The organism is Citrobacter sp. TBCS-15, assembly GCF_005280815.1.
GTDB classification, from domain to species: Bacteria; Pseudomonadota; Gammaproteobacteria; order Enterobacterales; family Enterobacteriaceae; genus Citrobacter; species Citrobacter werkmanii.
This window is the reverse complement of sequence record NZ_SZWK01000120.1, coordinates 24,391-47,056: the sequence shown is the minus strand read 5'-3', so window position 1 is coordinate 47,056 and position 22,666 is coordinate 24,391. Positions and strand designations below refer to the sequence as shown.

The 22,666-nt window shown below is 52.8% G+C and carries 21 protein-coding genes; 9 read left to right on the top strand and 12 right to left on the bottom strand.

The window, feature by feature from the left end:
* Positions 1–18 precede the first annotated feature (18 nt).
* The 5 genes from ubiA to malK form a co-directional block, all read right to left on the bottom strand.
* Positions 19–891, bottom strand: a complete 873-nt coding sequence (gene ubiA / locus FDW96_RS11260) for a 4-hydroxybenzoate octaprenyltransferase (RefSeq protein ID WP_042313002.1) — start codon at positions 889–891, stop codon at positions 19–21.
* Between the two features lie 13 nt (positions 892–904).
* Positions 905–1,402 (bottom strand): chorismate lyase, encoded by a 498-nt coding sequence (gene ubiC / locus FDW96_RS11255; RefSeq protein WP_042313004.1) that lies wholly within the window; start codon positions 1,400–1,402, stop codon positions 905–907.
* A 180-nt stretch (positions 1,403–1,582) separates the two neighbouring features.
* Positions 1,583–2,530 (bottom strand): maltose operon protein MalM, encoded by a 948-nt coding sequence (gene malM, locus FDW96_RS11250; RefSeq protein WP_042313006.1) that lies wholly within the window; start codon positions 2,528–2,530, stop codon positions 1,583–1,585.
* Between the two features lie 113 nt (positions 2,531–2,643).
* Positions 2,644–3,987 carry a maltoporin gene (locus FDW96_RS11245; RefSeq protein WP_042313008.1) on the bottom strand — a complete coding sequence of 448 codons (1,344 nt, stop codon included), beginning with the start codon at positions 3,985–3,987 and terminating at the stop codon, positions 2,644–2,646.
* Between the two features lie 90 nt (positions 3,988–4,077).
* Complete coding sequence (gene malK, locus FDW96_RS11240) at positions 4,078–5,187, bottom strand: maltose/maltodextrin ABC transporter ATP-binding protein MalK (protein ID WP_038636246.1); 1,110 nt, start codon at positions 5,185–5,187, stop codon at positions 4,078–4,080.
* A gap of 360 nt (positions 5,188–5,547) precedes the next feature.
* Here malK and malE point away from each other — a divergent pair, with 360 nt between their 5' ends.
* The 4 genes from malE to xylE all read left to right on the top strand — a co-directional run bounded on the left by malE (position 5,548) and on the right by xylE (position 11,117).
* Positions 5,548–6,738: a maltose/maltodextrin ABC transporter substrate-binding protein MalE gene (gene malE / locus FDW96_RS11235; protein ID WP_032940895.1), complete on the top strand. Its 1,191-nt coding sequence runs from the start codon at positions 5,548–5,550 to the stop codon at positions 6,736–6,738.
* 130 nt (positions 6,739–6,868) lie between these two features.
* Complete coding sequence (gene malF, locus FDW96_RS11230; protein ID WP_042313014.1) at positions 6,869–8,413, top strand: maltose ABC transporter permease MalF; 1,545 nt, start codon at positions 6,869–6,871, stop codon at positions 8,411–8,413.
* A 14-nt stretch (positions 8,414–8,427) separates the two neighbouring features.
* The gene (malG, locus tag FDW96_RS11225) at positions 8,428–9,318 is read left to right on the top strand and encodes a maltose ABC transporter permease MalG (protein ID WP_038636242.1); all 891 of its coding nucleotides are present in this window, start codon (positions 8,428–8,430) and stop codon (positions 9,316–9,318) included.
* 323 nt (positions 9,319–9,641) lie between these two features.
* Positions 9,642–11,117: a D-xylose transporter XylE gene (xylE, locus tag FDW96_RS11220; RefSeq protein WP_137365709.1), complete on the top strand. Its 1,476-nt coding sequence runs from the start codon at positions 9,642–9,644 to the stop codon at positions 11,115–11,117.
* Between the two features lie 45 nt (positions 11,118–11,162).
* On the opposite strand, the gene psiE is transcribed toward xylE, so the two are convergent.
* Positions 11,163–11,573, bottom strand: coding sequence for a phosphate-starvation-inducible protein PsiE (gene psiE / locus FDW96_RS11215; protein ID WP_003031674.1), 411 nt, complete (start codon positions 11,571–11,573; stop codon positions 11,163–11,165).
* Positions 11,574–11,712: 139 nt separating this feature from the next.
* Between psiE and FDW96_RS11210 the strand changes: the two genes are divergently transcribed.
* Both FDW96_RS11210 and FDW96_RS11205 read left to right on the top strand, forming a co-directional pair.
* The gene (locus tag FDW96_RS11210; protein WP_137348846.1) at positions 11,713–12,222 is read left to right on the top strand and encodes a GNAT family N-acetyltransferase; all 510 of its coding nucleotides are present in this window, start codon (positions 11,713–11,715) and stop codon (positions 12,220–12,222) included.
* Positions 12,223–12,232: 10 nt separating this feature from the next.
* Positions 12,233–12,688, top strand: a complete 456-nt coding sequence (locus FDW96_RS11205; protein ID WP_137365708.1) for an acyltransferase — start codon at positions 12,233–12,235, stop codon at positions 12,686–12,688.
* Between the two features lie 79 nt (positions 12,689–12,767).
* On the opposite strand, the gene FDW96_RS11200 is transcribed toward FDW96_RS11205, so the two are convergent.
* The 5 genes from FDW96_RS11200 to pgi form a co-directional block, all read right to left on the bottom strand.
* Entirely contained in the window at positions 12,768–14,864 is a 2,097-nt protein-coding gene (locus FDW96_RS11200; protein ID WP_137365707.1) for a YjbH domain-containing protein, read from the bottom strand.
* Positions 14,864–15,601 carry a capsule biosynthesis GfcC D2 domain-containing protein gene (locus FDW96_RS11195; RefSeq protein ID WP_137365706.1) on the bottom strand — a complete coding sequence of 246 codons (738 nt, stop codon included), beginning with the start codon at positions 15,599–15,601 and terminating at the stop codon, positions 14,864–14,866. The genes FDW96_RS11200 and FDW96_RS11195 overlap by 1 nt, the downstream gene beginning before the upstream one ends.
* A complete protein-coding gene (locus FDW96_RS11190; RefSeq protein ID WP_042313028.1) occupies positions 15,598–16,236 on the bottom strand; it encodes a YjbF family lipoprotein in 639 nt (212 codons plus the stop codon). The genes FDW96_RS11195 and FDW96_RS11190 overlap by 4 nt, the downstream gene beginning before the upstream one ends.
* 117 nt (positions 16,237–16,353) lie before the next feature.
* On the bottom strand, positions 16,354–16,596 hold the full coding sequence (yjbE, locus tag FDW96_RS11185) for an exopolysaccharide production protein YjbE (protein ID WP_003826562.1): 243 nt from the start codon (positions 16,594–16,596) through the stop codon (positions 16,354–16,356).
* 421 nt (positions 16,597–17,017) lie between these two features.
* Positions 17,018–18,667 carry a glucose-6-phosphate isomerase gene (gene pgi / locus FDW96_RS11180; protein WP_042313030.1) on the bottom strand — a complete coding sequence of 550 codons (1,650 nt, stop codon included), beginning with the start codon at positions 18,665–18,667 and terminating at the stop codon, positions 17,018–17,020.
* Between the two features lie 314 nt (positions 18,668–18,981).
* Here pgi and lysC point away from each other — a divergent pair, with 314 nt between their 5' ends.
* The 3 genes from lysC to FDW96_RS11165 all read left to right on the top strand — a co-directional run bounded on the left by lysC (position 18,982) and on the right by FDW96_RS11165 (position 21,766).
* Positions 18,982–20,331, top strand: coding sequence for a lysine-sensitive aspartokinase 3 (gene lysC / locus FDW96_RS11175; protein WP_042313032.1), 1,350 nt, complete (start codon positions 18,982–18,984; stop codon positions 20,329–20,331).
* A gap of 92 nt (positions 20,332–20,423) precedes the next feature.
* Complete coding sequence (panS, locus tag FDW96_RS11170; protein ID WP_137361102.1) at positions 20,424–21,350, top strand: ketopantoate/pantoate/pantothenate transporter PanS; 927 nt, start codon at positions 20,424–20,426, stop codon at positions 21,348–21,350.
* A gap of 143 nt (positions 21,351–21,493) precedes the next feature.
* Positions 21,494–21,766, top strand: a complete 273-nt coding sequence (locus FDW96_RS11165) for a DUF3811 domain-containing protein (protein WP_003826541.1) — start codon at positions 21,494–21,496, stop codon at positions 21,764–21,766.
* Here FDW96_RS11165 and rluF read toward each other — a convergent pair.
* A complete protein-coding gene (gene rluF / locus FDW96_RS11160; RefSeq protein ID WP_042313037.1) occupies positions 21,763–22,638 on the bottom strand; it encodes a 23S rRNA pseudouridine(2604) synthase RluF in 876 nt (291 codons plus the stop codon). The genes FDW96_RS11165 and rluF overlap by 4 nt on opposite strands.
* Positions 22,639–22,666: the final 28 nt, after the last annotated feature.

The following is a 22,666-nucleotide window of genomic DNA, read 5'->3' as shown; positions in this document are numbered from 1 at the left end:
TTGCAGGCTAAGCCAAACTCAAAAATGCCAGTAGCTCATTGCCAGGCCTAAGAACAGCACCAGACCAACATAGTTATTGTTCATAAACGCTTTAAAGCAGGCGTCACGTTCACGGTTGACGATCAGTTTCTGCTGATACACAAACAGCGCCCCAGCCACTAACAGAGACCAGTAATAGCCCAGCCCCAACCCGTTTAGCCAGCCCACCAGCGCCATCAGCGCCAGCACACCCACCTGCAGAATACCAATAATTAGCTTGTCGTTCTGGCCGAACAGGATCGCGGTCGATTTAATACCGATCTTCAGGTCATCATCGCGGTCAACCATTGCGTACTGCGTATCATAGGCCACAGCCCAGAGGATGTTGGCAAGGAACATCAGCCAGCAGCTCAGCGGTACGGACTCGCTCACGGCGGCGAACGCCATCGGGATCGACCAGCCAAACGCCGCCCCCAGCACCACCTGCGGTAGATGCGTGTAGCGCTTCATAAACGGGTAAACCCACGCCAGCGCTAATGCCGCAACGGACAACAAAATGGTCATCGTATTAAGGGTCAGGACCAGCAGGAAGGCCAGTAATACCAATACGACAAACAGCGTTCGGGCTTCTTTCTCGGTGACTGCGCCGCTCGGCAGCGGTCGATTCGCGGTACGTTTAACATGGCCGTCAAACTTCCTGTCGGCATAATCATTCACCACGCATCCGGCGGCGCGCATTAACCATACGCCGGCGACAAAAACCGCCAGGATCCACAGTTGCGGCATACCTGGGGTTGCTACCCATAATGCCCACAGCGTAGGCCAGAGCAGCAGTAAGGCGCCGATTGGCTTATCCGTACGCATCAAGCGGTGAAACGCCAGCAGCTTATTCTGCGTCAGACTCCACTCCATCTTTATCTTCCTCTCAGTACAACGGCGATGCAGGCAGAAAAAGCTCGGTAAGCATCAACGGCTTACCGCTCAGCCGCAGGCGGGAACGACGCCCCCACAGCGCTGCATCTTGGCCAATCTCAATAAAATCTCGGGTCAATGTCGATGACGTAAACAGGTAGCGTCCGAGCGGGGTTTTCCCCAGGTTTTGTAAGGCCAGTTCAGGGCCACACAGGGTGGATTCAGGCACCACGGTACGCCCGGCAAGCCAGGGTTCACCATCCGCGCATAACAGGATTTCGCGTAACCAATAGCGGGACTCTTTGGGCAGCAGCGTCAGTTCTTCAGCCACCTCATTTTGCCCAACGAACGCTTCGCGAATCAACGTGACGGTGACTTCTTTGCCCTGCTGCTCAAAACGTTTGGTCATGGAATCTTCCAGTAACAACCAGTCGAGCAGTTGCGGGTCCAGCGCCGGGATCGCATCAAAATAACGCAGCGCACGCAGTTGCGTTAACGCAGGGTGTGGCATGCCTTACTCTCCGATTTATAACCTAAAGGCATTGTATCGCAGAAAAGGCATTACGGGGTGAGCAAACACAATTAAGTGATCGGCAGAGCAACATAAGCGTAACAATTCGCACTGAAGGATAAAAAAAGGTGCGCCAGGAGACGCACCAGTTGTTGCAAAATCAACAATGTGGGGTGATGTTTACCCCTTGCCTTTTACACTGCTGATAAAGGTGGATCGGGCTGATTTGGATCCCAGACGTTCAGCTTCATCAAGCAGCTTCAGCGCTTTATCAACATCGCCTTTCGCCACGGCATCCTTAATCGCCTGATTAAAATAGCTTTCGGTGTCGTTCAGCATCGGCTCACTTTTCTTCACCGGCTGCGGCGCTGGAGCGGCAACCGCAGCTGCCGGAGCCGCATAAGTCACTGCAGGCGCTGCGGTATTGCCGACAGTGACAGGGCCAGGGCCGGAAGAACCGAACAGCGGCCCCACCAACACACTGGAGGACGAGCTGGTTTTGACTTTTAATTTCAACAGACCATCGGTGGTATGACGCGCGATCGGGTCCGGAATATCTGGAACAGCGTTACCGACGCCCTTGGCATAAGCTTTCGCCGGATCAAGCAGGGTCGTGGTCTGTTGGAGGTCTTTATCAGTCGTAAAGACCAGAACATAGAGCTTTTGCTGGCCCAGCGCTGGCGTCAGACGCATTACGCCTTCCAGACGATCGGCACTCATCACGCCAGGCTCCTGGTAGGTGAAATAGCTGCTGGGGAAGAACGCAGATGGCGTCATGTTCTGATCAAGAATTAAGACGTTTGGCGCAAATACGCTGGTTTGTTTGTTTACTTCACTGGTTAGCGTCAGGGTCAACTCACCAATATTGGCCGGTACGCTCCAGGCCGCGACCGGACCGGTAATACCAGCAACATCCAAACGCTGGCCCGCGCTCGCAAGCTGCGTGGACTGAGTTTTGGATTGATCAACGGGCGTCCAGGTTAGCTGTTGCAACGCAGCTGTAGGAATAACAGGCGCCGCGGTAGTGTTCTGCGGAACAATATTCACATCGGCCAGGCTGATGCCAGGCGCGCTGGCAAATAACCCTGCAGATAAACAAAGGGCAACGAGACTTTTCTTCATTTTCATTGTTATCACCTCAGATAGCATGGGTTCAGCGGTGGCCAGGCAATAGCGCGCTAAACCGTAATCAAGAGGGGCTTACGCCCCTCTTTCGGTCTTTACGTCAGGTTAGTGCTGAATTACCACCAGATTTCCATCTGAGCACCGAAGGACCACTCATCGCTGTCACCACGGCTGGTGGTGCTGATACCAGAGTTCGTTGCAGCTGCGTATTTGGTTACGTCGTTACCATTTTTGACGTAGCCCCACTCCTCATCCCACTTGGCATAGGTTGCGAAGACACGAATTGCCGGGCGGGACCAGATGCTGTCGCCAGCCTGCCACTGTTGCGCGAGGGTGATTTTGTACTGGCTGTTGCGATCGCCAGTCTGCTGAGATTTGACGTTGTCGTAACCGACTTCCATCAGGGTGCTCATGATTGGCGTCCATTTGTACATCGGGCGGATACCGACGGTGTACCATTCGGTACCCAGATCGTTATCCATATCGAGGTTCTGGTACATACCGACGTACATCAGATCCCATTTGTCGCCCAGGGAGATGGCGCCGTGGTCAAGAATACGAACCAGGCTACCGTTGTTATTAATAAAGTTATTGGCGACTTTGTTACCGTTGTTATCAACACCGGTAGAAGAACCGTAAGAACCCTGGTTCAAACCTTTACCCTGCGTGGTCATGGAGTCTGTCGCGTACTGAACAACAAACTTGTTGTAGCCCTTCAGCATGCTCTGGGTATGTTCAGCGGTGAACATCCAGCCATCTTTTGATGCGCCGTCTGCCAGGCTGTAATCATCTGTCGTATTCGCACGACCGTAGTCAACACCCAGTTCCAACATACCATCAGTGTTCGTTGCCAACTGCGCTAAACGAACGTCAAATACGTCGTTAGCGGTGTCTTTGGTACGATCATAGATATTCTGGCTGCTGAACGCGTATGAACCACCCGCTTCCTGAGAACGGCTCGCGGCCAGAGACAGTTTACCGAAGCCCAGATCGATGTTTTCAATACCGGCACCAGGACCTGAAATATCCCAGTAGTAGAAGTCGATCATGTGCACGTCATGACGTTGGTAGAAGCGCTTACCGGCCCAGATAGTAGAGCCTGGCAGCCATTCAATCAGGTTTTTACCCTGCACGTTGGCTTCACGGAAGGCTGGGTCAGTCCCTTCCCAGTCATTCTGCTGTGCTACGGAGTAGGCGACGTTGGTGTCGAAGTAGAAGCTCTTATCGCCTTCTTTCCACACTTCCTGGCCTAATTTGATTTCCGCATAGGTTTCACATTCGTTACCGAGACGGTATTTACTTTGTGCACCTGTTGCCTGGAAACATTGTTGTTCGCCGCCACTACCCGTCCAGCCGATACCGGAACGAGCATAACCATGGAAATCCACAGCCATTGCCTGAACAGACATAATGCCTGCTGCCACAGCAACCGCCAGAGGAAGTTTGCGCAGAGTAATCATCGTTCTATCTCCTGAGATCATTGCTTTTCTTTAAACGCTGCCACCTTCTAAAACTGCGAATGGTTTTGCGTTTCGTTTTTTATGGGGACCTTAAACGCCCGGCTCCTGGTGCAACCGACGACATGCAGTGCCATCCTCACGGAACAGATGGCAACGCTCTGGCGGCAGGCCGATAGCGAATGTGGCACCCTCTTCTACCAACACCACGTCGTTCTGGCGGTAAACCAGGTTTTGACGGATGGCGGGGATCTGGATATGAATTTGTGTTTCGTGACCAAGTTGTTCGACCACCTGGACTTCACCTTCGAGGGTGACATCGGCGATTTCGCTGGGCAGCAGATGTTCCGGGCGGATACCTAAAGACATATTGGCGCCAACCTGAACGCGGGCACTGTCGACGGGTAACCAGACTTGCTGGCGGTTTGGTAATTCAACCTGCACCTGATCAATCGCCGTTGCGGTAACTTTCACCGGCAGGAAGTTCATTTTTGGCGAACCGATAAAGCCCGCGACAAAGCGGTCGGCAGGATAGTGGTACAGCTCCAGGGGTTTACCGACCTGCGCCACACGACCGGCATCCAACACCACAATTTTGTCTGCCAGGGTCATCGCTTCGACCTGATCGTGGGTGACGTAAATCATCGTGCGGCCAAGACGTTTATGCAGGCGGGAGATTTCAATACGCATCTGGACGCGCAACGCGGCGTCAAGGTTCGACAACGGTTCGTCCAGCAGAAATACTCGCGGCTCAGCAACCAACGTACGGCCAATCGCCACACGCTGACGTTGGCCGCCGGAAAGCGCTTTCGGTTTACGGTCCAGCAGGTGCGCCAGTTGCAGAACTTCAGCTACCTGATTAACACGCTGGTTCATTACCTCTTTTTTCGCACCGGCCAGTTTGAGGCCAAACGACATGTTTTCCGCGACAGATAAATGGGGATATAACGCATAGGACTGGAAGACCATACCCACACCGCGTTCGGCGGGCGGAATGTCGTTCATCCGGGTCTCCCCGATAAACAGGTCGCCACTGGTGATGGTTTCAAGTCCGGCGATCATACGCAGCAAGGTCGACTTACCACAGCCTGATGGTCCGACAAACACCACGAATTCCCCTTCGTGAATGTCGAGATTGATATCCTTCGATACCACCACGTCACCCCAGGCTTTCGTTACATTTCGCAGCTGTACGCTCGCCATGCCCTTCTCCCTTCGTTACAACCTGTCATCGACAGCAACATTCATGATGGACTGACTATGCGTTATCCCTCACGGGCGTGAATCCTCCACCCCCCAGCTTTTTTATGGGGGAGGAGGCGGGAGGATGAGAGCGCAGCGTCTGAGACCCGGACCACCAGCCTCAGAGGAATTTCGTGATGCAGCTTGCAAAAATGGGTGGGGTTTTATGTGCGCCAGTGCGCAATACTCACATTTATGTAACACAGATCACATAAAGAGCGGGTGGGGCGTAGGAGTAAGGAGGATGGAAAGAGGTTGCCGTATAAAGAAACTAGTACCCGTTAAGCCACCTCTGCAAAATCACCAAACAGGATGGGAACTATGAATATCAAAACTGGCGCACGCATCCTCGCATTGTCTGCATTAACGACGATGATGTTTTCCGCCTCGGCTCTCGCCAAGATTGAAGAAGGTAAGCTGGTCATCTGGATTAACGGCGACAAAGGCTATAACGGCCTCGCTGAAGTGGGTAAAAAATTCGAGAAAGACACGGGTATCAAAGTTACCATTGAGCACCCGGACAAGCTGGAAGAGAAGTTCCCGCAGGTTGCCGCGACTGGCGACGGCCCGGACATCATCTTCTGGGCGCATGACCGCTTTGGCGGCTACGCACAATCTGGCCTGCTGGCTGAAATCACCCCAGACAAAGCGTTCCAGGACAAGCTCTATCCGTTCACCTGGGATGCCGTACGCTATAACGGCAAACTGATTGCGTACCCGATCGCCGTGGAAGCGCTGTCGCTGATTTACAACAAAGACCTCGTTCCGAACCCACCGAAAACCTGGGAAGAAATTCCGGCGCTGGATAAAGAGCTGAAAGCGAAAGGTAAATCCGCGCTGATGTTCAACCTGCAAGAACCGTACTTCACCTGGCCGCTGATTGCCGCCGACGGCGGTTACGCGTTCAAGTTTGAAAACGGCAAGTACGACGTGAAAGACGTTGGCGTGGATAGCGCTGGCGCGAAAGCGGGCCTGACCTTCCTGGTCGACCTGATCAAAAACAAACACATGAATGCGGATACCGATTACTCCATCGCCGAAGCGGCCTTTAACAAAGGCGATACCGCGATGACCATCAACGGTCCGTGGGCGTGGTCCAACATCGATAAGAGCAAGGTGAACTACGGCGTCACGCTGCTGCCAACCTTCAAAGGCAAGCCGTCTAAACCATTCGTTGGCGTACTGAGTGCGGGTATCAACGCCGCCAGCCCGAACAAAGAACTGGCGAAAGAGTTCCTCGAAAACTACCTGTTGACCGACCAGGGTCTGGATGAAGTGAACAAGGACAAACCACTGGGCGCGGTTGCGCTGAAATCCTTCCAGGAACAGTTAGCGAAAGATCCGCGTATCGCGGCCACCATGGATAACGCCCAGAAAGGCGAAATCATGCCGAACATCCCGCAGATGTCCGCATTCTGGTATGCCGTGCGTACCGCAGTGATCAACGCCGCCAGCGGTCGCCAGACCGTCGATGCCGCGCTGAAAGACGCGCAGGGTCGTATCACCAAGTAATACAGTTGTGAACGTGCCGGATGGCGGCATACATGCCTTATCCGGCCTACAACGTATGTAGGCCTGATAAGCGCAGCGCCATCAGGCACGCTGACCAACAGGTTTTCATTGTTGTTGAGGATTGAACCCCATGGATGTCATTAAAAAGAAACACTGGTGGCAAAGCGACATGCTGAAATGGTCAGTAATGGGTCTGCTTGGTCTGCTGGTCGGTTACCTTGTTGTTTTGATGTACGCTCAGGGGGAGTATCTGTTTGCCATCATGACGCTAATTTTAAGCTCTGTTGGCCTGTATATTTTCGCTAACCGTAAAGCCTATGCCTGGCGCTATGTTTATCCTGGCGTGGCCGGTATGGGGCTGTTTGTCCTGTTTCCGCTCATTTGTACCATCGCCATTGCTTTTACCAACTACAGCAGCACCAACCAGCTGACCTTTGAACGTGCTCAACAAGTCCTGATGGATCGTTCTTATCAGGCAGGTAAAACCTACAACTTTGGCCTGTATCCGGCGGGTGATGAGTGGCAACTGGCCCTCACCGACGGTGAAACGGGAAAAAATTATGTTTCCGACGCCTTTAAATTTGGCGGCGAACAGAAGCTGCAGTTAAAAGAAACCGAGGCGCTGCCAGCGGGCGAACGTGCGACACTGCGCATCATCACCCAGAATCGTCAGGCGCTGACTCAGCTAACGGCTATTCTGCCGGACGAAAGCAAAGTCATCATGAGTTCATTGCGTCAGTTCTCAGGTACGCAGCCGCTCTACTCCCTGGCCGATGATGGGACGCTCACCAACAATCAAAGCGGCGTGAAGTACCGCGCTAATAACGATATTGGTTATTATCAGGCCATTAACGCAGACGGTAGCTGGGGTACTGAAAAACTCAGCCCGGGCTATACCGTCACCATCGGCTGGGACAATTTCACCCGCGTATTTACCGACGAGGGCATCCAGAAACCGTTCTTCGCCATCTTTGTCTGGACGGTCGTGTTCTCAGTCATGACGGTGATTCTGACCGTGGCTGTGGGTATGGTGCTGGCCTGTCTGGTGCAGTGGGAATCTCTGAAGGGCAAAGCGATTTACCGCGTCCTGCTGATTCTGCCCTACGCCGTACCGTCGTTTATCTCGATTCTGATTTTCAAAGGACTGTTCAACCAGAGTTTTGGTGAAATTAACATGATGCTCAGCGCGCTGTTTGGTATCAAGCCGGCCTGGTTTAGCGATCCAACCACCGCGCGTTCGATGATTATCATCGTTAACACCTGGCTGGGTTATCCGTACATGATGATCCTGTGCATGGGGCTGCTGAAAGCGATTCCTGACGATCTATATGAAGCCTCGGCAATGGACGGCGCGGGTCCGTTCCAGAACTTCTTTAAAATTACATTACCGCTGCTGATTAAGCCGCTGACGCCGCTGATGATCGCCAGCTTTGCCTTTAACTTTAATAACTTCGTGCTGATTCAACTGTTGACCAACGGCGGCCCGGATCGCCTCGGCACCACCACGCCTGCCGGTTACACCGACCTGCTCGTGAGCTACACCTACCGTATCGCCTTTGAAGGCGGCGGCGGTCAGGACTTCGGTCTGGCGGCAGCGATTGCTACGCTGATCTTCCTGCTGGTAGGCGCGCTGGCCATCGTGAACCTGAAAGCCACGCGTATGAAGTTTGATTAAGGGAGATAACGACAATGGCTATGGTCCAACCGAAATCACAAAAGTTACGTTTATTCGCAACGCACTTAGGGCTGCTGATTTTTATCGCGGCGATCATGTTCCCGCTGCTGATGGTTATCGCCATTTCGCTGCGTGAAGGTAACTTCGCTACCGGCAGCCTGATCCCGGATAATATTTCCTGGGAACACTGGAAACTGGCGCTGGGCTTTAGCGTAGAACACGCGGATGGCCGCGTCACTCCGCCGCCATTCCCGGTGCTGCTGTGGCTGTGGAACTCGGTGAAAGTCGCCACCATTACCGCGATTGGTATTGTGACGCTTTCCACCACCTGTGCTTACGCCTTTGCCCGTATGCGCTTCCCGGGTAAAGCGACCCTGCTGAAAGGGATGCTGATTTTCCAGATGTTCCCGGCGGTACTGTCGCTGGTTGCCCTGTACGCGTTGTTTGACCGCCTGGGCCAGTACATTCCGTTTATCGGCCTGAACACTCACGGCGGGGTGATCTTCGCCTATCTCGGCGGTATCGCACTGCATGTCTGGACGATTAAGGGCTATTTTGAAACCATCGACGGTTCGCTGGAAGAAGCGGCCGCGCTGGATGGCGCCACACCGTGGCAGGCATTCCGCCTGGTACTGCTGCCGCTTTCCGTACCGATTCTGGCGGTCGTATTTATTCTGTCATTCATTGCCGCTATTACCGAAGTACCGGTCGCGTCACTGCTGCTGCGTGATGTGAACAGCTACACCCTTGCGGTTGGTATGCAGCAGTACCTCAATCCACAGAACTACTTGTGGGGCGACTTTGCCGCCGCAGCTGTACTTTCAGCCATTCCGATTACTCTGGTGTTCCTGCTGGCACAGCGCTGGCTGGTCAACGGCCTGACGGCGGGTGGTGTGAAAGGTTAAGTTTTATCGAAGTACCTGCCCGGCAACGGGCAATGCCACTGCAACCCTCAACTTATGTTATCCCAACCTGTGACTGTTATTCGGCGCTCTACGGAGCGCCCTTTTTTATGTTATTTTGCATTGCTGTTACGATTATTTCCTTTCGTGGCCCGCATCACTGCAATTATATTTATCACTTGAAAACAGACAAATTAAACAGAATTAAGATCACAGAAAAGACAAAACATAATTGCAATGTAAAAAATGATAATTGTCTTCCCTGCCTGTTAAATCCACCATCACGACACTGATCAAAAGAGCTGTATCCTCTAAGGCAGGTCTGAATGAACACCCAATATAATTCCAGTTATATTTTTTCGATTACATTAGTAGCAACATTAGGAGGGCTATTATTCGGCTATGACACCGCCGTCATATCCGGAACGGTAGAGTCCTTAAATACCGTGTTTGTCGCCCCGCAACATTTAAGTGAATCCGCCGCTAACTCGCTATTGGGCTTTTGCGTCGCCAGCGCGTTGATTGGCTGCATTATCGGCGGTGCGCTGGGCGGTTATTGCAGTAACCGCTTTGGTCGTCGGGACTCGCTGAAAATCGCCGCCCTGCTGTTCTTTATTTCCGGTATTGGTTCTGCGTGGCCAGAATTAGGATTTACCACGATTAACCCAGATAATGCCGTGCCTGTTTATTTGGCCGGATACGTTCCAGAATTTGTTATTTATCGCATCATTGGTGGCGTTGGCGTTGGTTTAGCCTCAATGCTCTCACCGATGTATATTGCAGAACTGGCTCCAGCGCATATTCGTGGAAAACTGGTTTCCTTTAACCAGTTCGCCATTATTTTTGGCCAACTGTTGGTGTATTGCGTTAACTATTTCATTGCCCGTTCCGGTGACGCTAACTGGCTGAATACCGATGGCTGGCGATATATGTTTGCTTCCGAAAGCATTCCCGCCCTGCTGTTTTTACTGTTGCTGTACACCGTACCGGAAAGCCCGCGCTGGCTGATGGCGCGTGGCAGACACGAGCAGGCGGAGGGCATTCTGCGCAAAATTATGGGCAACAGCCTTGCCACCCAGGCCATGCAGGAGATCAATCAGTCACTGGAGCATGGCCGTAAAACCGGCGGACGTCTGTTGATGTTTGGCGTGGGCGTAATCGTCATCGGCGTGATGTTATCTATCTTCCAGCAGTTTGTCGGTATTAACGTCGTGCTGTACTACGCGCCGGAAGTGTTTAAAACGTTAGGGGCCAGCACCGACGTGGCGCTCTTGCAGACTATTATTGTCGGCGTAATCAACCTGAGCTTCACCGTGCTGGCAATCATGACGGTGGACAAATTTGGTCGCAAACCGCTGCAAATAATTGGCGCATTGGGTATGGCTCTTGGGATGTTCAGCCTTGGCACCGCGTTTTACACCCAGGCTTCCGGGCTGATAGCGCTGCTGTCGATGCTGTTTTACGTCGCCGCATTCGCCATGTCCTGGGGACCGGTTTGTTGGGTGCTGTTGGCAGAAATCTTCCCGAACGCGATTCGTGGCAAAGCGCTCGCCATTGCCGTCGCCGCTCAGTGGCTGGCGAACTACTTTGTCTCCTGGACCTTCCCGATGATGGACAAAAATTCGTGGCTGGTTTCCCATTTCCACAACGGTTTCTCCTACTGGATTTACGGTTGTATGGGTATTCTGGCGGCGCTGTTTATGTGGAAGTTCGTACCGGAAACCAAAGGCAAAACGCTGGAAGAACTTGAAGAGCTGTGGGAACCCGCAGCAGAGAAAACCCAGCCAGCCTCTGCGCAGTAACCCTGACATACAACACGCCGCAGCCCGATTGCGGCGTGTTGTCTTTTACTCTCGCTTCAGCCGTTTAGAATTACACAGCCACAGAGTGATCACCAACAGCAGGATCGCTGCAGAATAGATCAGCACATCCATCGGCGCTTTATGATCGACGATGATCAACCGCACAATCGCGGTGATCCCGATATAGACAAAGTAGCGCAGCGGAAAGTGAAACCCTGACTGAAAGTATTTCACAATCAAGGCGATAAATTCAAAGTAGAGGAAGTAAACCACCAGCCCTTCCACCAGCTCATACTTGCTGGTTTGTTCCGGCGCGAACAGCACATCTGCCAGATGCAGCGTTTCTTTCCCCAGGAATACGACCAGGATCAGGCCCAGACTCAACAACCCCAGATTCAACACGGTCTGTAAGATGGTGGAGATAAACTCCACGCGCGGACGAGATAGCGACGTCATAACGGCCCCTCCTGTTCAGTAACAAGGTTCCTGTATAACGCAGAAATGTGACAGAGATCTACATTTTTTGTTTATGTTTTGTGCAGCTCAATAATAGTGCAACAATGCTTCTGACTCTAACATCTTGAACGGAATAGAAATGCTTAAGATTCAAATGGCAACCGTCGACGATGCCAGCTTGCTAAGCTCAATGGGCTATACCAGCTATCGACATCACTTTGCGCCTTTGTGGAAAAACCCGAGCGAGCTCGACGCTTATCTTGAGCAGGAATATTCCTTACCAGCGATATCCAGCAGTTTGGCCGAGCCCGGAACCTTCTGGCTTATCGCCTTTGCCGACGCGCCGGTTGGCTTTGCCAAATACAGTCTCCGCCACTCTGTTGATCCAGAAGGGCGTTCAGGGGCATTGCTACATAAGATCTACCTGATGCCAGATGCAACGGGCAAACAGTACGGTGAGCAGCTTTTTGCCGAAGTTATTCGCCAGGCCAAAGAGCAGGATGAAAAATGGCTCTGGCTTGAGGTACTGGCTGATAATCCTAAGGCACGGCAGTTCTATGAACGGCAAGGGATGACGTTTGTAAAGGAAATTGCTTTCACTACCGCCTCCCAGACCAGCATTTTGTACGTTATGGAAAAGCAGATTTAAGAGGATATAAATGGTGAATATTCGTCAATCCGCTTTTCGCAACGTCACGTGCGGTGAGAATGTAGTGGTTTATGAACCGGCGAACCTGTACGACTGCATACTGGAGGATAACGTTTTTGTCGGACCATTTGTTGAAATCCAGGGCAACACGCAGATTGGCGCAGACAGCAAAATTCAGTCTCACACCTTCATCTGCGAATATGTCACCATCGGTTCCCGCTGTTTTATCGGGCATGGCGTGATGTTCGCCAATGATATGTTTCGGCAAGGAAAACCCAATGCCGACCGCACCAGTTGGGGAAGAATTACGATTGGCAATGATGTCTCGATCGGCAGTGGGGCGACCATTCTGGCAGTCACAATCTGCGATGGCGCAGTCATCGGCGCGGGAAGCGTGGTGACAAAATCGATTACCGAGAAAGGCGTGTACGCGGGCAACCCGGCAAAATTATTGCGTCGTTTGTAAATTGCCGGATGGCGGCATAAATGCCTTATCCGACCGGCAATGTAGGCCGGATAAGCGCAGCGCACCGGGCGATCAAGCATTAACGGAAGTTCTCGCTTCTGTCGCTGGTCATATCATATAGACCAAACTTACGTCCAAGCTGCTGCCCACCGTCACGCGTCAACGGCGTCCAGCCAATCGCCGCACGGCTGCGGGTTGGGCCTGAAGAGAAGAGATCCAGCGGCACGGAAACGTACACCCCTTTGGTAAAATCACCCTCGCCATATTCATCCGGCGAGGCGTCGGTGATGGTCGCATAGCCTCCTACCACCACACCGCTGTCGAAGCGTTTGGCAATTTCCAGCGTTCCCCCCTTATCTCCCGCCAGATACTGGCCGACGCTGGCTTTTACCAGTACATCCTGAGCGAATGAAGGATTCCAGTAAGCCGTCAAATGCCCGGTCTTCACGCTGTAGTCGGTGAATTTCATCATATCCTGCGCGCTACGCCAGTCACGCTGTTTCACATAGTTAGCGTCAATGCCAAACGCCCAGTTGCTGTCTAACGGACGATACAACACTTCTGCCCCCGCCCCGCCGTACATGGTCTCCAGATAACCAGCGTAAACCTGTCCGTAGAACCCGTTTCCGAGTGACTGGAAGTAGTTGGCCTGCAGGTTATTCACGTAGACATCGTTTTGTACATACTCACGCACATGAGTACGCACGCGTGGTAAATGCGAATCCTGCGGCGGGTTGGTGTAGTTAAATTTGTCATAGTTATTGGCGAGGTTGGCGAACAAACTCCCGGTAGTCAGCAGATGATCGGTCACCCACCAATCCGCAGTTCCCATTACACCCAACTGGTACATATAGAAGTTTTCCGGGCCGCCCACCGACTGATTGAGCACCGGATCGATATGAAAATCAAAGCGAGACTTATCAATATACCAACCCTGCTCAGTCGTTTTCGGCACCACAGGCTCAACGCGTTTTTGCGCCAGTTGTGTTTCATGACCCAACGGCTCACCTTCCAGGTGTCGCTTAAGGCTGGAAACCTCCGTTTCGGTCGTCACCTGCGGCAAGTTAAGGCGATTTTCGGTAATACGGATCGTGCGGATCCCGTCGGGAAGATCGTTCATCACGATCCGGTTGGCGCGTTCGATCCCTTCACGCGAATCACGGTATTTCACCTGTTCGCCGGTCACATACAGCGTATCGCCCTGCACCTGAATTTTAGGATCCGCCAGCCCGGCGTTATATTTCAGCAGCGTTAGCTGATTCGCCACTACCGAATGTTGCAGAATCGCATCCTGCGGCTGTGGCTGATACTTCGGACGGGCGTTATCGTTATAGTTTGGTCGCAAGTCGTTGAAGTTAGTCCGCAGCGTGAACCCAAACATAAAGGTGTTCCCGCGCTCATAGCTGAGGTTAACGTCGGCCCAATCGGTGACGCGATAGATAGCGCCGACGTTAAACTTGCTCTTTTGATCCAGCTTGCCCGCAAAATCCTGCTGGTAATTATTGCCTTCATACTCCAGTTTCAGGCGCAGCGGCTGCCAGGGTGTCTGATATTCCACGCCGCCAAATAACGATGCCGGACCATGAAACATCTGGCTGCCGTCAATAGAACCAGCCTGCTTGTAGCTGTTATCGCGATGACAGAATTTATCGCTGTATGAGCAAAACGGATTGCTGACGTTGCCGCTGGTGCCAAGAGATCCCCAGCCCAGACCGAGCGAGAAATCAAACGGGCCCCAGGCTTTGTTCGCCACGATATACTCCGCATCAAACAGACCCGTCCCGCCGATATCCCGCGCGCCAACGGCCACCTGCGGCATCCAGTAGCTCTCTTCCCACAGCCGAAGTTTGAGATCAAACGCTTTATCCTTGTATGTCTGATCGCCAGAAAATGACTCTACGCTGCTGTATTTTTTGGTACGCACATCGGTATAGCGCAGCGTGGTTTCCAGCCAGGGGAACAGTTGCACCGACGCAGAGTAGTAGCGGTACTGATCGTTGTCCCGGTAGTTGAGGCTCATTTCCCCTTCACGCGCCATCCGTGCAGTCGGGGTTTGCAGCAGACCTACGCCGCCAAAATCGGACTGGGATGGACCAATGGGCGCAGGCCATGTTTCACCGTGACAGGCAACGCTTACGCCCAGCGCCAGTAAGCTGAGCAGATAAGTTTTTCTCATTATTCAGGTATCCGCTGGGTCAGGGTGTGAAGAATATCGGCATTGATTTCATCCGGGGTACTGCTCCAGAAGGCATCAGAGAGTCCGACAAAAATGATGCTGCCGGGCATCGGCTCAACGTGACGTTTGTTCCAGTAAGCGATAGGGACTTTTTGCGAGCGCCCATCGGGATAGATGACCCACGCGTAGCTGCGATCCGCACCGCTGAGCCGACTTTGCCCATCGAGATAGCTGGCGACATCACGCCCGGGCACAAACGGTTGTTTACCCGGACGGCTTAGCAAACCAAACAATGTGATATCCGTTGGCTGGGATCCAACCCATAGCGTGTAGTTGCCCTGCAACGGCGGGTTGCCTCGCTCGCTGACGCGCACCACATCCGGGTCAAGGTTAATTTTCTGTCTGCCGGTCACCTTCAGCGCCTGAATTTGCTGGCGTAATGTGTTGATAGCCGCGGCATCGTCACCGCTTTCTTCAGCACTCAGCGCTGCCAGACGAGCCAGTAATGTCTGCTGTTGGCGTTCTGCCGCCGCCGTTGCCCGCTCTTCGCTGATGACCGCTCCGGGCCACCAGCTATTACTCAACCGCGGCTGTCCAACCAGATCGATCAGATGCTCCGCACCGGTCAATATTTTGGGTTCAGCGCTGCCTGCAATCATTACTTTGACATTACCCGCAGCAAAAACAGAGGGTGCGCTCAGGCTAAAAATCAGCGCCACTACGGCTCGTTTCATCATGATTTTGCCGCCTTAATCAGCGTGGTTTTCACCGGGAAGAAGTTAGCTCCCAGATACTGTTCCGACTGACGGATTTGCCCTTCGCTATCGACCCAGTAGCGGTTATGCCAGCGCGTTTGATCGGTAGTTATCTCTTCATCAAGGATGCGCACTGGCGTTTCATCACTGCCGACCTGAATGCTGTCAGTGCCATCCCATGTGAAAACAGAGCGGGCGGTGGCATAGCGCACCTGCTGATGTTCAGTCCAGCCCATCGTGCGGGTCCATGTTGCGCCATCGGTTATCTGATTGGGTTTGATGAGCGGGTCTGCTGCCAGATTATTCACCTCAATCAGGTTGTCCCCGCCGAGCTGCGTTTTCACAATGCGCCCATGCTGCGTCACGAGAATGGCCTGATCCTGAGTCACCCACTTCTGCTGTCCGTTTTCTGCAAACGCGAGTACGACAAACAGCTGTGGACCACCATTGAGCTGCATATACTGGCTGGCGTAGGGCATGTTTTGGATTTCATCATCCGTCATCTGAACGCCGGGAGTACCAAACACACTATCCCACAGCGAATGGCCCAGCCCTTCGGTGGTGGCCGAGCACGCCTGTAGTAACAGGCAAACCAATATGAGCGCTGGTCGCTTCACGACACTTCTCCGCATTATTGCCGGGTGCGCAACGCTTACCCGGCCTACAAATCCCGCAGGTTTTTGGTCATTCAAAATAACCACACCGAAGTGTGGTTAGAATTAAACGTACCGGTATTACTGGGTACTGGTGGTTGTCGTGGTTGTGGTTCCGGTATTAGAACCATCACCACCACCGGTCGCCGCAAGGGCCACCCCCACCGCAGAACTTACGGTGCTCACGCTGGTAGCGGAGGAACTTCCTGCCGAAACCGACGCGGCAGCCGACCCTGCAGCTTCACCCACCTGAACGGGGGCAGCATAGACAGAGGTCGCCGCAAGCGCAGATATAGCCCAAAGGCCATACAGAACTTTTTTCATCACAAATTTCCTTCATTTAATGAATGGAGATTTACCCAAAAGAATTTCGGGCGAGATCGAGTATACACAAGCCAAAGTGTGCAAATTACGTCAGGCGGGAATTTAGGATAATTAGAAAAGAAAGCAAATCGTCATTATTAATTAATAATATTAAACATTAAAATCAATCAGTTAAAATATAAACATCAGATATGCAATATCCGTAAATTCCGAAAATAACAGAGATGGAATTCCGGTAAGTTAATTACTTTAGGATTAAGCTCAATTAGGGAGTGAAGTAACAACGTAGATATCCTGGAGCAATCTTATAAAAAAAGCCGATATTAATATCGGCTTTTATATTTCATTAATGCCGGATGGCGGCTAAACGCCTTATCCGGCCTACAAATGTGTGCCTGTAGGCCGGATAAGCGCAGCGTCATCAGGCGCGCCAGGACTTATAACGGTTAATCAAACCGTTAGTCGAGCAATCATGGCTGGTGATCTCTTTATCATCATTCAGCTCCGGCAGGATGCGATTTGCCAGCTGTTTGCCCAGCTCCACGCCCCACTGGTCGAAAGTGAAGATGTTCAGGATTGCGCCCTGAGTAAAGATTTTGTGCTCGTACAGGGCAATCAGCGCACCCAGGCTGAACGGCGTGATTTCGCGCAGCAGGATGGAGTTGGTTGGACGGTTGCCTTCGAACACTTTGAACGGCACAACGTGGTCCAGCGTTGCCGGATCTTTACCCTGGTCGCGGTATTCCTGCTCTACCACCTCGCGGGATTTACCGAACGCCAGCGCTTCGGTCTGAGCGAAGAAGTTGGACAGCAGCTTCGGATGGTGGTCGGACAGCGGGTTATGGGTGATAGCCGGCGCGATGAAATCGCACGGTACCATTTTGGTGCCCTGGTGAATCAGCTGGTAGAACGCATGCTGACCATTAGTACCCGGCTCGCCCCAGATAATTGGGCCCGTCTGGTAGTCTACCGCGTTGCCGTTACGGTCCACGTATTTACCGTTGGATTCCATATTGCCCTGCTGAAAGTAGGCCGCAAAACGGTGCATATACTGGTCATACGGCAGGATCGCTTCGGTTTCAGCGCCGAAGAAGTTGTTGTACCAGATCCCGATCAGCGCCAGCAGCACCGGCAGGTTTTTCTCCGCCGGGGTAGTGGAGAAGTGTTTGTCCATCGCATGCGCGCCGGACAGCAGCTCAACGAAGTTATCGAAACCAACGGACAGGATGATCGACAGACCAATCGCTGACCACAGAGAGTAACGGCCGCCAACCCAGTCCCAGAACTCAAACATGTTGGCGGTATCAATACCGAATTCGCCGACAGCTTTCGCGTTAGTGGAGAGGGCTGCGAAGTGCTTGGCAACGTGTTTTTCATCACCGGCGGTTTTCAGGAACCAGTCGCGCGCGCTATGGGCGTTAGTCATGGTTTCCTGGGTGGTGAAGGTTTTAGAAGCGACCAGGAACAGCGTGGTTTCCGGGTTCACTTTCTTCAGTACTTCAGCGATGTGCGTCCCATCGACGTTAGACACAAAGTGCATGTTCAGATGGTTTTTGTACGGACGCAGCGCTTCGGTCACCATGAACGGACCAAGGTCGGAACCGCCGATACCGATGTTCACTACATCAGTAATGGCTTTGCCGGTATAGCCTTTCCAGCTTCCGGAGATGATCGCTTCTGAGAAGGATTTCATCTTCTCCAGCACCGCGTTCACTTCCGGCATCACATCTTTGCCGTCAACGATGATTGGGGTATTGCTACGGTTACGCAGCGCCACGTGCAGCACGGCACGGTCTTCGGTACGGTTGATTTTCTCACCGGAGAACATGGACTTGATGGCGCCTGCCAAATCGGTCTCTTTCGCCAGATCCTGCAGTTTGGCCAGCGTCTCTTCTGTGATGCGGTTTTTGGAGAAATCCACCAGCATCAGATCGTCAAACGTCGCGGAAAATTTGGTGAAACGATCGCTATCTTTCGCGAACAGATCGGCGATAGTAACGTCTTTCATCTCTTCAAAGTGTTTTTGTAGTGCCTGCCAGGCTGAGGTCTGCGTTGGATTGATGTTTTTCATTAGCAATACTCTTCTGATTTTGAGAATTGTGACTGAGATCGATTGTAACGCCAGTCACAGAAAAGTGTGATTGTTTTAATGCCATTGCCAGGGCATCCGCCAAACGAGGCTAAAAAGTATAGCCGTTATCAGCGTTGTTATTAGTACCGTTACTCAACGCAGTTGCAGCATGAAAAATCCGCATAATCCCAGCGTTGACAGTGCAAGCTACACATTTTATTTATAAATACGGTATTTGCATTTGCGCCTGCACCGGTTTCTGTTCTGCCTTATGTGCCATGGTCGCTCTATTCACTCCCTGACACGAGGTAGTTATGACTGATGTAGTTGTCTCCAAGTTTGGCGGTACCAGCGTGGCGGATTTTGATGCCATGAATCGCAGCGCCGATGTGGTGCTTTCTGATGCGAACGTCCGATTAGTGGTGCTTTCCGCATCGGCAGGCATTACTAACCTGCTGGTCGCGCTGGCCGAAGGGCTGGAGCCAACCGAGCGCTTCGAAAAACTCGACGCCATTCGTCAAATTCAGTTCAATATTCTGGAACGCCTGCGTTATCCAAACGTGATTCGTGAAGAGATCGAACGCCTGCTGGAAAACATCACCACGCTGGCAGAAGCGGCGTCACTGGCGACCTCAACCGCGCTGACCGACGAACTGGTCAGCCACGGTGAGCTGATGTCTACCCTCCTGTTTGTTGAGATCCTGCGTGAGCGCAACGTCCAAGCGCAGTGGTTTGACGTGCGTAAAGTGATGCGCACTAACGATCGTTTCGGTCGTGCAGAACCCGACGTCGCAGCGCTGGCCGAACTGACCACGCTCCAGTTAGCCCCGCGTCTGAGCGAAGGCCTGGTGATTACCCAAGGCTTTATCGGCAGCGAAAGCAAGGGCCGCACCACCACGCTGGGACGCGGCGGCAGTGATTATACGGCCGCCCTGCTGGCTGAAGCGCTGCACGCAACGCGCGTCGATATCTGGACCGATGTTCCCGGCATTTACACCACCGATCCGCGCGTCGTTCCAGCCGCTAAACGTATTGATGAAATCGCCTTCGAAGAAGCCGCGGAAATGGCGACCTTCGGCGCGAAAGTGCTGCACCCGGCAACCCTGTTACCTGCTGTACGTAGCGATATCCCGGTGTTTGTTGGCTCCAGTAAGGATCCAAAAGCAGGCGGTACGCTGGTATGCAATAAAACCCAAAATCCACCGTTGTTCCGTGCCCTGGCGCTACGCCGTAAGCAAACGCTGCTAACGCTGCATAGCCTGAATATGCTGCACTCTCGCGGCTTTTTAGCGGAAGTGTTCGGCATCCTGGCGCGCCACAACATCTCGGTAGATTTAATTACTACATCGGAAGTCAGCGTGGCGCTGACGCTGGATACCACCGGTTCAACGTCTACCGGCGATACGCTGTTAACACAGTCTCTGCTGATGGAACTGTCTGCTCTGTGTCGGGTTGAAGTGGAAGAAGACCTGGCGCTGGTGGCGCTGATTGGCAACGACCTATCCAAAGCCTGCGGCGTAGGTAAAGAGGTGTTCGGCGTACTGGAGCCGTTCAACATCCGCATGATTTGCTACGGCGCGTCCAGCCATAACCTGTGCTTCCTGGTGCCCGGAACCGAAGCCGAACAGGTGGTACAGAAGCTGCACCATAATTTGTTTGAATAATATTTCATCACGCGATAAATAATAACTATAGCCGGGCTCGAACCCGGCTTTTTTATAACAACACAACACATTTCAATCGCAAGGAATATAACATGCTCGCTACTCTGACGCGGCTGTTCCCATTATGGGCGCTGCTGCTCTCTGTTATTGCGTATTACACGCCCTCCACCTTTACGCCTGTCGGGCCATTCGTGCCGTCGTTACTGATGCTGATTATGTTCGGCATGGGCGTCCATTTGAAAGTGGATGACTTTAAACGCGTACTCTCACGTCCTGCGCCGGTCGCCGCGGGTATTTTCCTGCACTATCTGGTGATGCCGCTCGCCGCATGGATTTTGGCGCTGGCTTTTAATATGCCGCCGGAACTGTCCGCAGGCATGGTGCTGGTCGGTAGCGTCGCCAGCGGAACAGCGTCTAACGTCATGATCTATCTGGCCAAAGGTGATGTGGCGCTCTCCGTGACTATTTCATCCGTTTCAACGTTGGTCGGCGTCGTCGCCACACCGCTGCTGACACGGCTGTATGTCGATGCGCATATTCAGGTGGATGTGATGGGTATGCTGCTGAGTATTCTGCAGATCGTGGTCATTCCGATTGCCCTGGGACTGGTCATTCACCATCTGTTCCCACGTGTCGTAAAAGCCGTCGAGCCGTATCTGCCCGCGTTTTCTATGGTGTGCATCCTGGCGATCATCAGCGCCGTTGTGGCAGGCTCTGCTTCGCACATTGCGTCCGTTGGCTTTGTGGTGATTATCGCCGTTATCCTGCATAACACCATTGGCCTGCTCGGCGGCTACTGGGGCGGAAAACTGTTTGGTTTCGACGAGTCGACCTGCCGTACTTTAGCTATCGAAGTCGGCATGCAGAATTCAGGCCTGGCCGCTGCGCTGGGCAAAATCTATTTCGGCCCGCTTGCCGCCCTGCCCGGTGCGCTGTTCTCCGTCTGGCACAACCTTTCTGGTTCGCTACTGGCGGGTTACTGGTCCGGTAAACCGATTGATGAGAAAAAACGCCGCTAATTGTCGGCTGTAGGCCCGATAAGCGTAACGCTATCAGGCACAATGCGTGCAAATCGCCGGATGGTGGCTAACGCCTTATCCGGCCTACCCAGCCTCTGCACTTTGCCGTACACTGAGGACATCGGCTAACAGAGGGCACCCCTATGGCACTCCCCCGCATTACCCAAAAAGAGATGACCGAGCGCGAGCAGCGTGAACTGAAAACGCTGCTCGACCGCGCGCGCATCGCGCATGGTCGGCTGCTGACCAACGCAGAGACCAACAGCATCAAGAAAGAGTACATCGATAAACTGATGGCCTTGCGCGAAGCGGAAGCAAAAAAAGCCCGCCAGTTAAAGAAAAAGCAGGCTTATAAACCGGATGCGGAAGCATCGTTTTCCTGGTCAGCGAATACGCCAACGCGCGGCAGACGTTAACGCCCTTTCTTCTTACGCCCCGGTGAGGTAAAGCGTTTACCGTTTGCTGCCGGGCGCGATTTCTCTTTCTCCGCAGATTTTTCGATTTTCACTACCGGGCGCTTAATGCCTGCGGTTTTTGGCTTCGCTTTCGCCTTCGGTTTGGCTTCTGAGGACGAGTTCTCAATCAGCTTGAACAGATCGATCAGTTCGTCATCCGTCAGGTCGCGCCATTCACCAAGCGGCAGGCCAGACAAGCCAACGTTCATGATACGCGTACGCTCAAGTTTGGTAACTTCATAGCCAAAGTGCTCGCACATACGACGGATCTGACGGTTCAGCCCCTGAATCAGCGTGATGCGAAACACAAACGGCGCTTCTTTCTTCACCTTACATTTCTTGGTGACGGTGCCGAGGATTGGCACACCGGCCCCCATCCCACGGATAAAGTCATCAGTGACCGGCTTATCTACCGTTACCAGATACTCTTTTTCATGATCGTTACCGGCACGCAGGATTTTATTCACCAGGTCGCCGTGGTTGGTCAGAAAGATAAGTCCCTGGGAATCTTTGTCCAGACGACCGATTGGGAACACACGCTTGCTGTGATTCACGAAATCAACAATGTTGTCGCGCTCGCTGTCTTCGGTGGTGCTGACAATCCCTACTGGCTTGTTCAGCGCGATAAAGACCAGATCTTCCGCTTCACGCGGCTCAATCAACCGACCATTCACTTTTACGACGTCGCCAGGCTTTACCTGATCGCCAATGGTGGCGCGTTTACCATTCAGGAAGACATTCCCTTGTTCGATAAAGCGATCCGCCTCGCGACGCGAGCAGATTCCGCTTTCACTGATGTATTTATTTAATCGGATGGATGAGTCGGGCAGCATAGTTTCTCCTTTGACAGCGAAATATACC

Coding starts and splice junctions, on each gene's coding strand:
- ubiA (WP_042313002.1), bottom strand. CDS start 891: ATGGAGTGGAGTCTGACGCAGAATAAGCTGCTGGCGTTTCACCGCTTG.
- ubiC (WP_042313004.1), bottom strand. CDS start 1,402: ATGCCACACCCTGCGTTAACGCAACTGCGTGCGCTGCGTTATTTTGAT.
- malM (WP_042313006.1), bottom strand. CDS start 2,530: ATGAAAATGAAGAAAAGTCTCGTTGCCCTTTGTTTATCTGCAGGGTTA.
- FDW96_RS11245 (WP_042313008.1), bottom strand. CDS start 3,987: ATGATTACTCTGCGCAAACTTCCTCTGGCGGTTGCTGTGGCAGCAGGC.
- malK (WP_038636246.1), bottom strand. CDS start 5,187: ATGGCGAGCGTACAGCTGCGAAATGTAACGAAAGCCTGGGGTGACGTG.
- malE (WP_032940895.1), top strand. CDS start 5,548: ATGAATATCAAAACTGGCGCACGCATCCTCGCATTGTCTGCATTAACG.
- malF (WP_042313014.1), top strand. CDS start 6,869: ATGGATGTCATTAAAAAGAAACACTGGTGGCAAAGCGACATGCTGAAA.
- malG (WP_038636242.1), top strand. CDS start 8,428: ATGGCTATGGTCCAACCGAAATCACAAAAGTTACGTTTATTCGCAACG.
- xylE (WP_137365709.1), top strand. CDS start 9,642: ATGAACACCCAATATAATTCCAGTTATATTTTTTCGATTACATTAGTA.
- psiE (WP_003031674.1), bottom strand. CDS start 11,573: ATGACGTCGCTATCTCGTCCGCGCGTGGAGTTTATCTCCACCATCTTA.
- FDW96_RS11210 (WP_137348846.1), top strand. CDS start 11,713: ATGCTTAAGATTCAAATGGCAACCGTCGACGATGCCAGCTTGCTAAGC.
- FDW96_RS11205 (WP_137365708.1), top strand. CDS start 12,233: ATGGTGAATATTCGTCAATCCGCTTTTCGCAACGTCACGTGCGGTGAG.
- FDW96_RS11200 (WP_137365707.1), bottom strand. CDS start 14,864: ATGAGAAAAACTTATCTGCTCAGCTTACTGGCGCTGGGCGTAAGCGTT.
- FDW96_RS11195 (WP_137365706.1), bottom strand. CDS start 15,601: ATGATGAAACGAGCCGTAGTGGCGCTGATTTTTAGCCTGAGCGCACCC.
- yjbE (WP_003826562.1), bottom strand. CDS start 16,596: ATGAAAAAAGTTCTGTATGGCCTTTGGGCTATATCTGCGCTTGCGGCG.
- pgi (WP_042313030.1), bottom strand. CDS start 18,667: ATGAAAAACATCAATCCAACGCAGACCTCAGCCTGGCAGGCACTACAA.
- lysC (WP_042313032.1), top strand. CDS start 18,982: ATGACTGATGTAGTTGTCTCCAAGTTTGGCGGTACCAGCGTGGCGGAT.
- panS (WP_137361102.1), top strand. CDS start 20,424: ATGCTCGCTACTCTGACGCGGCTGTTCCCATTATGGGCGCTGCTGCTC.
- FDW96_RS11165 (WP_003826541.1), top strand. CDS start 21,494: ATGGCACTCCCCCGCATTACCCAAAAAGAGATGACCGAGCGCGAGCAG.
- rluF (WP_042313037.1), bottom strand. CDS start 22,638: ATGCTGCCCGACTCATCCATCCGATTAAATAAATACATCAGTGAAAGC.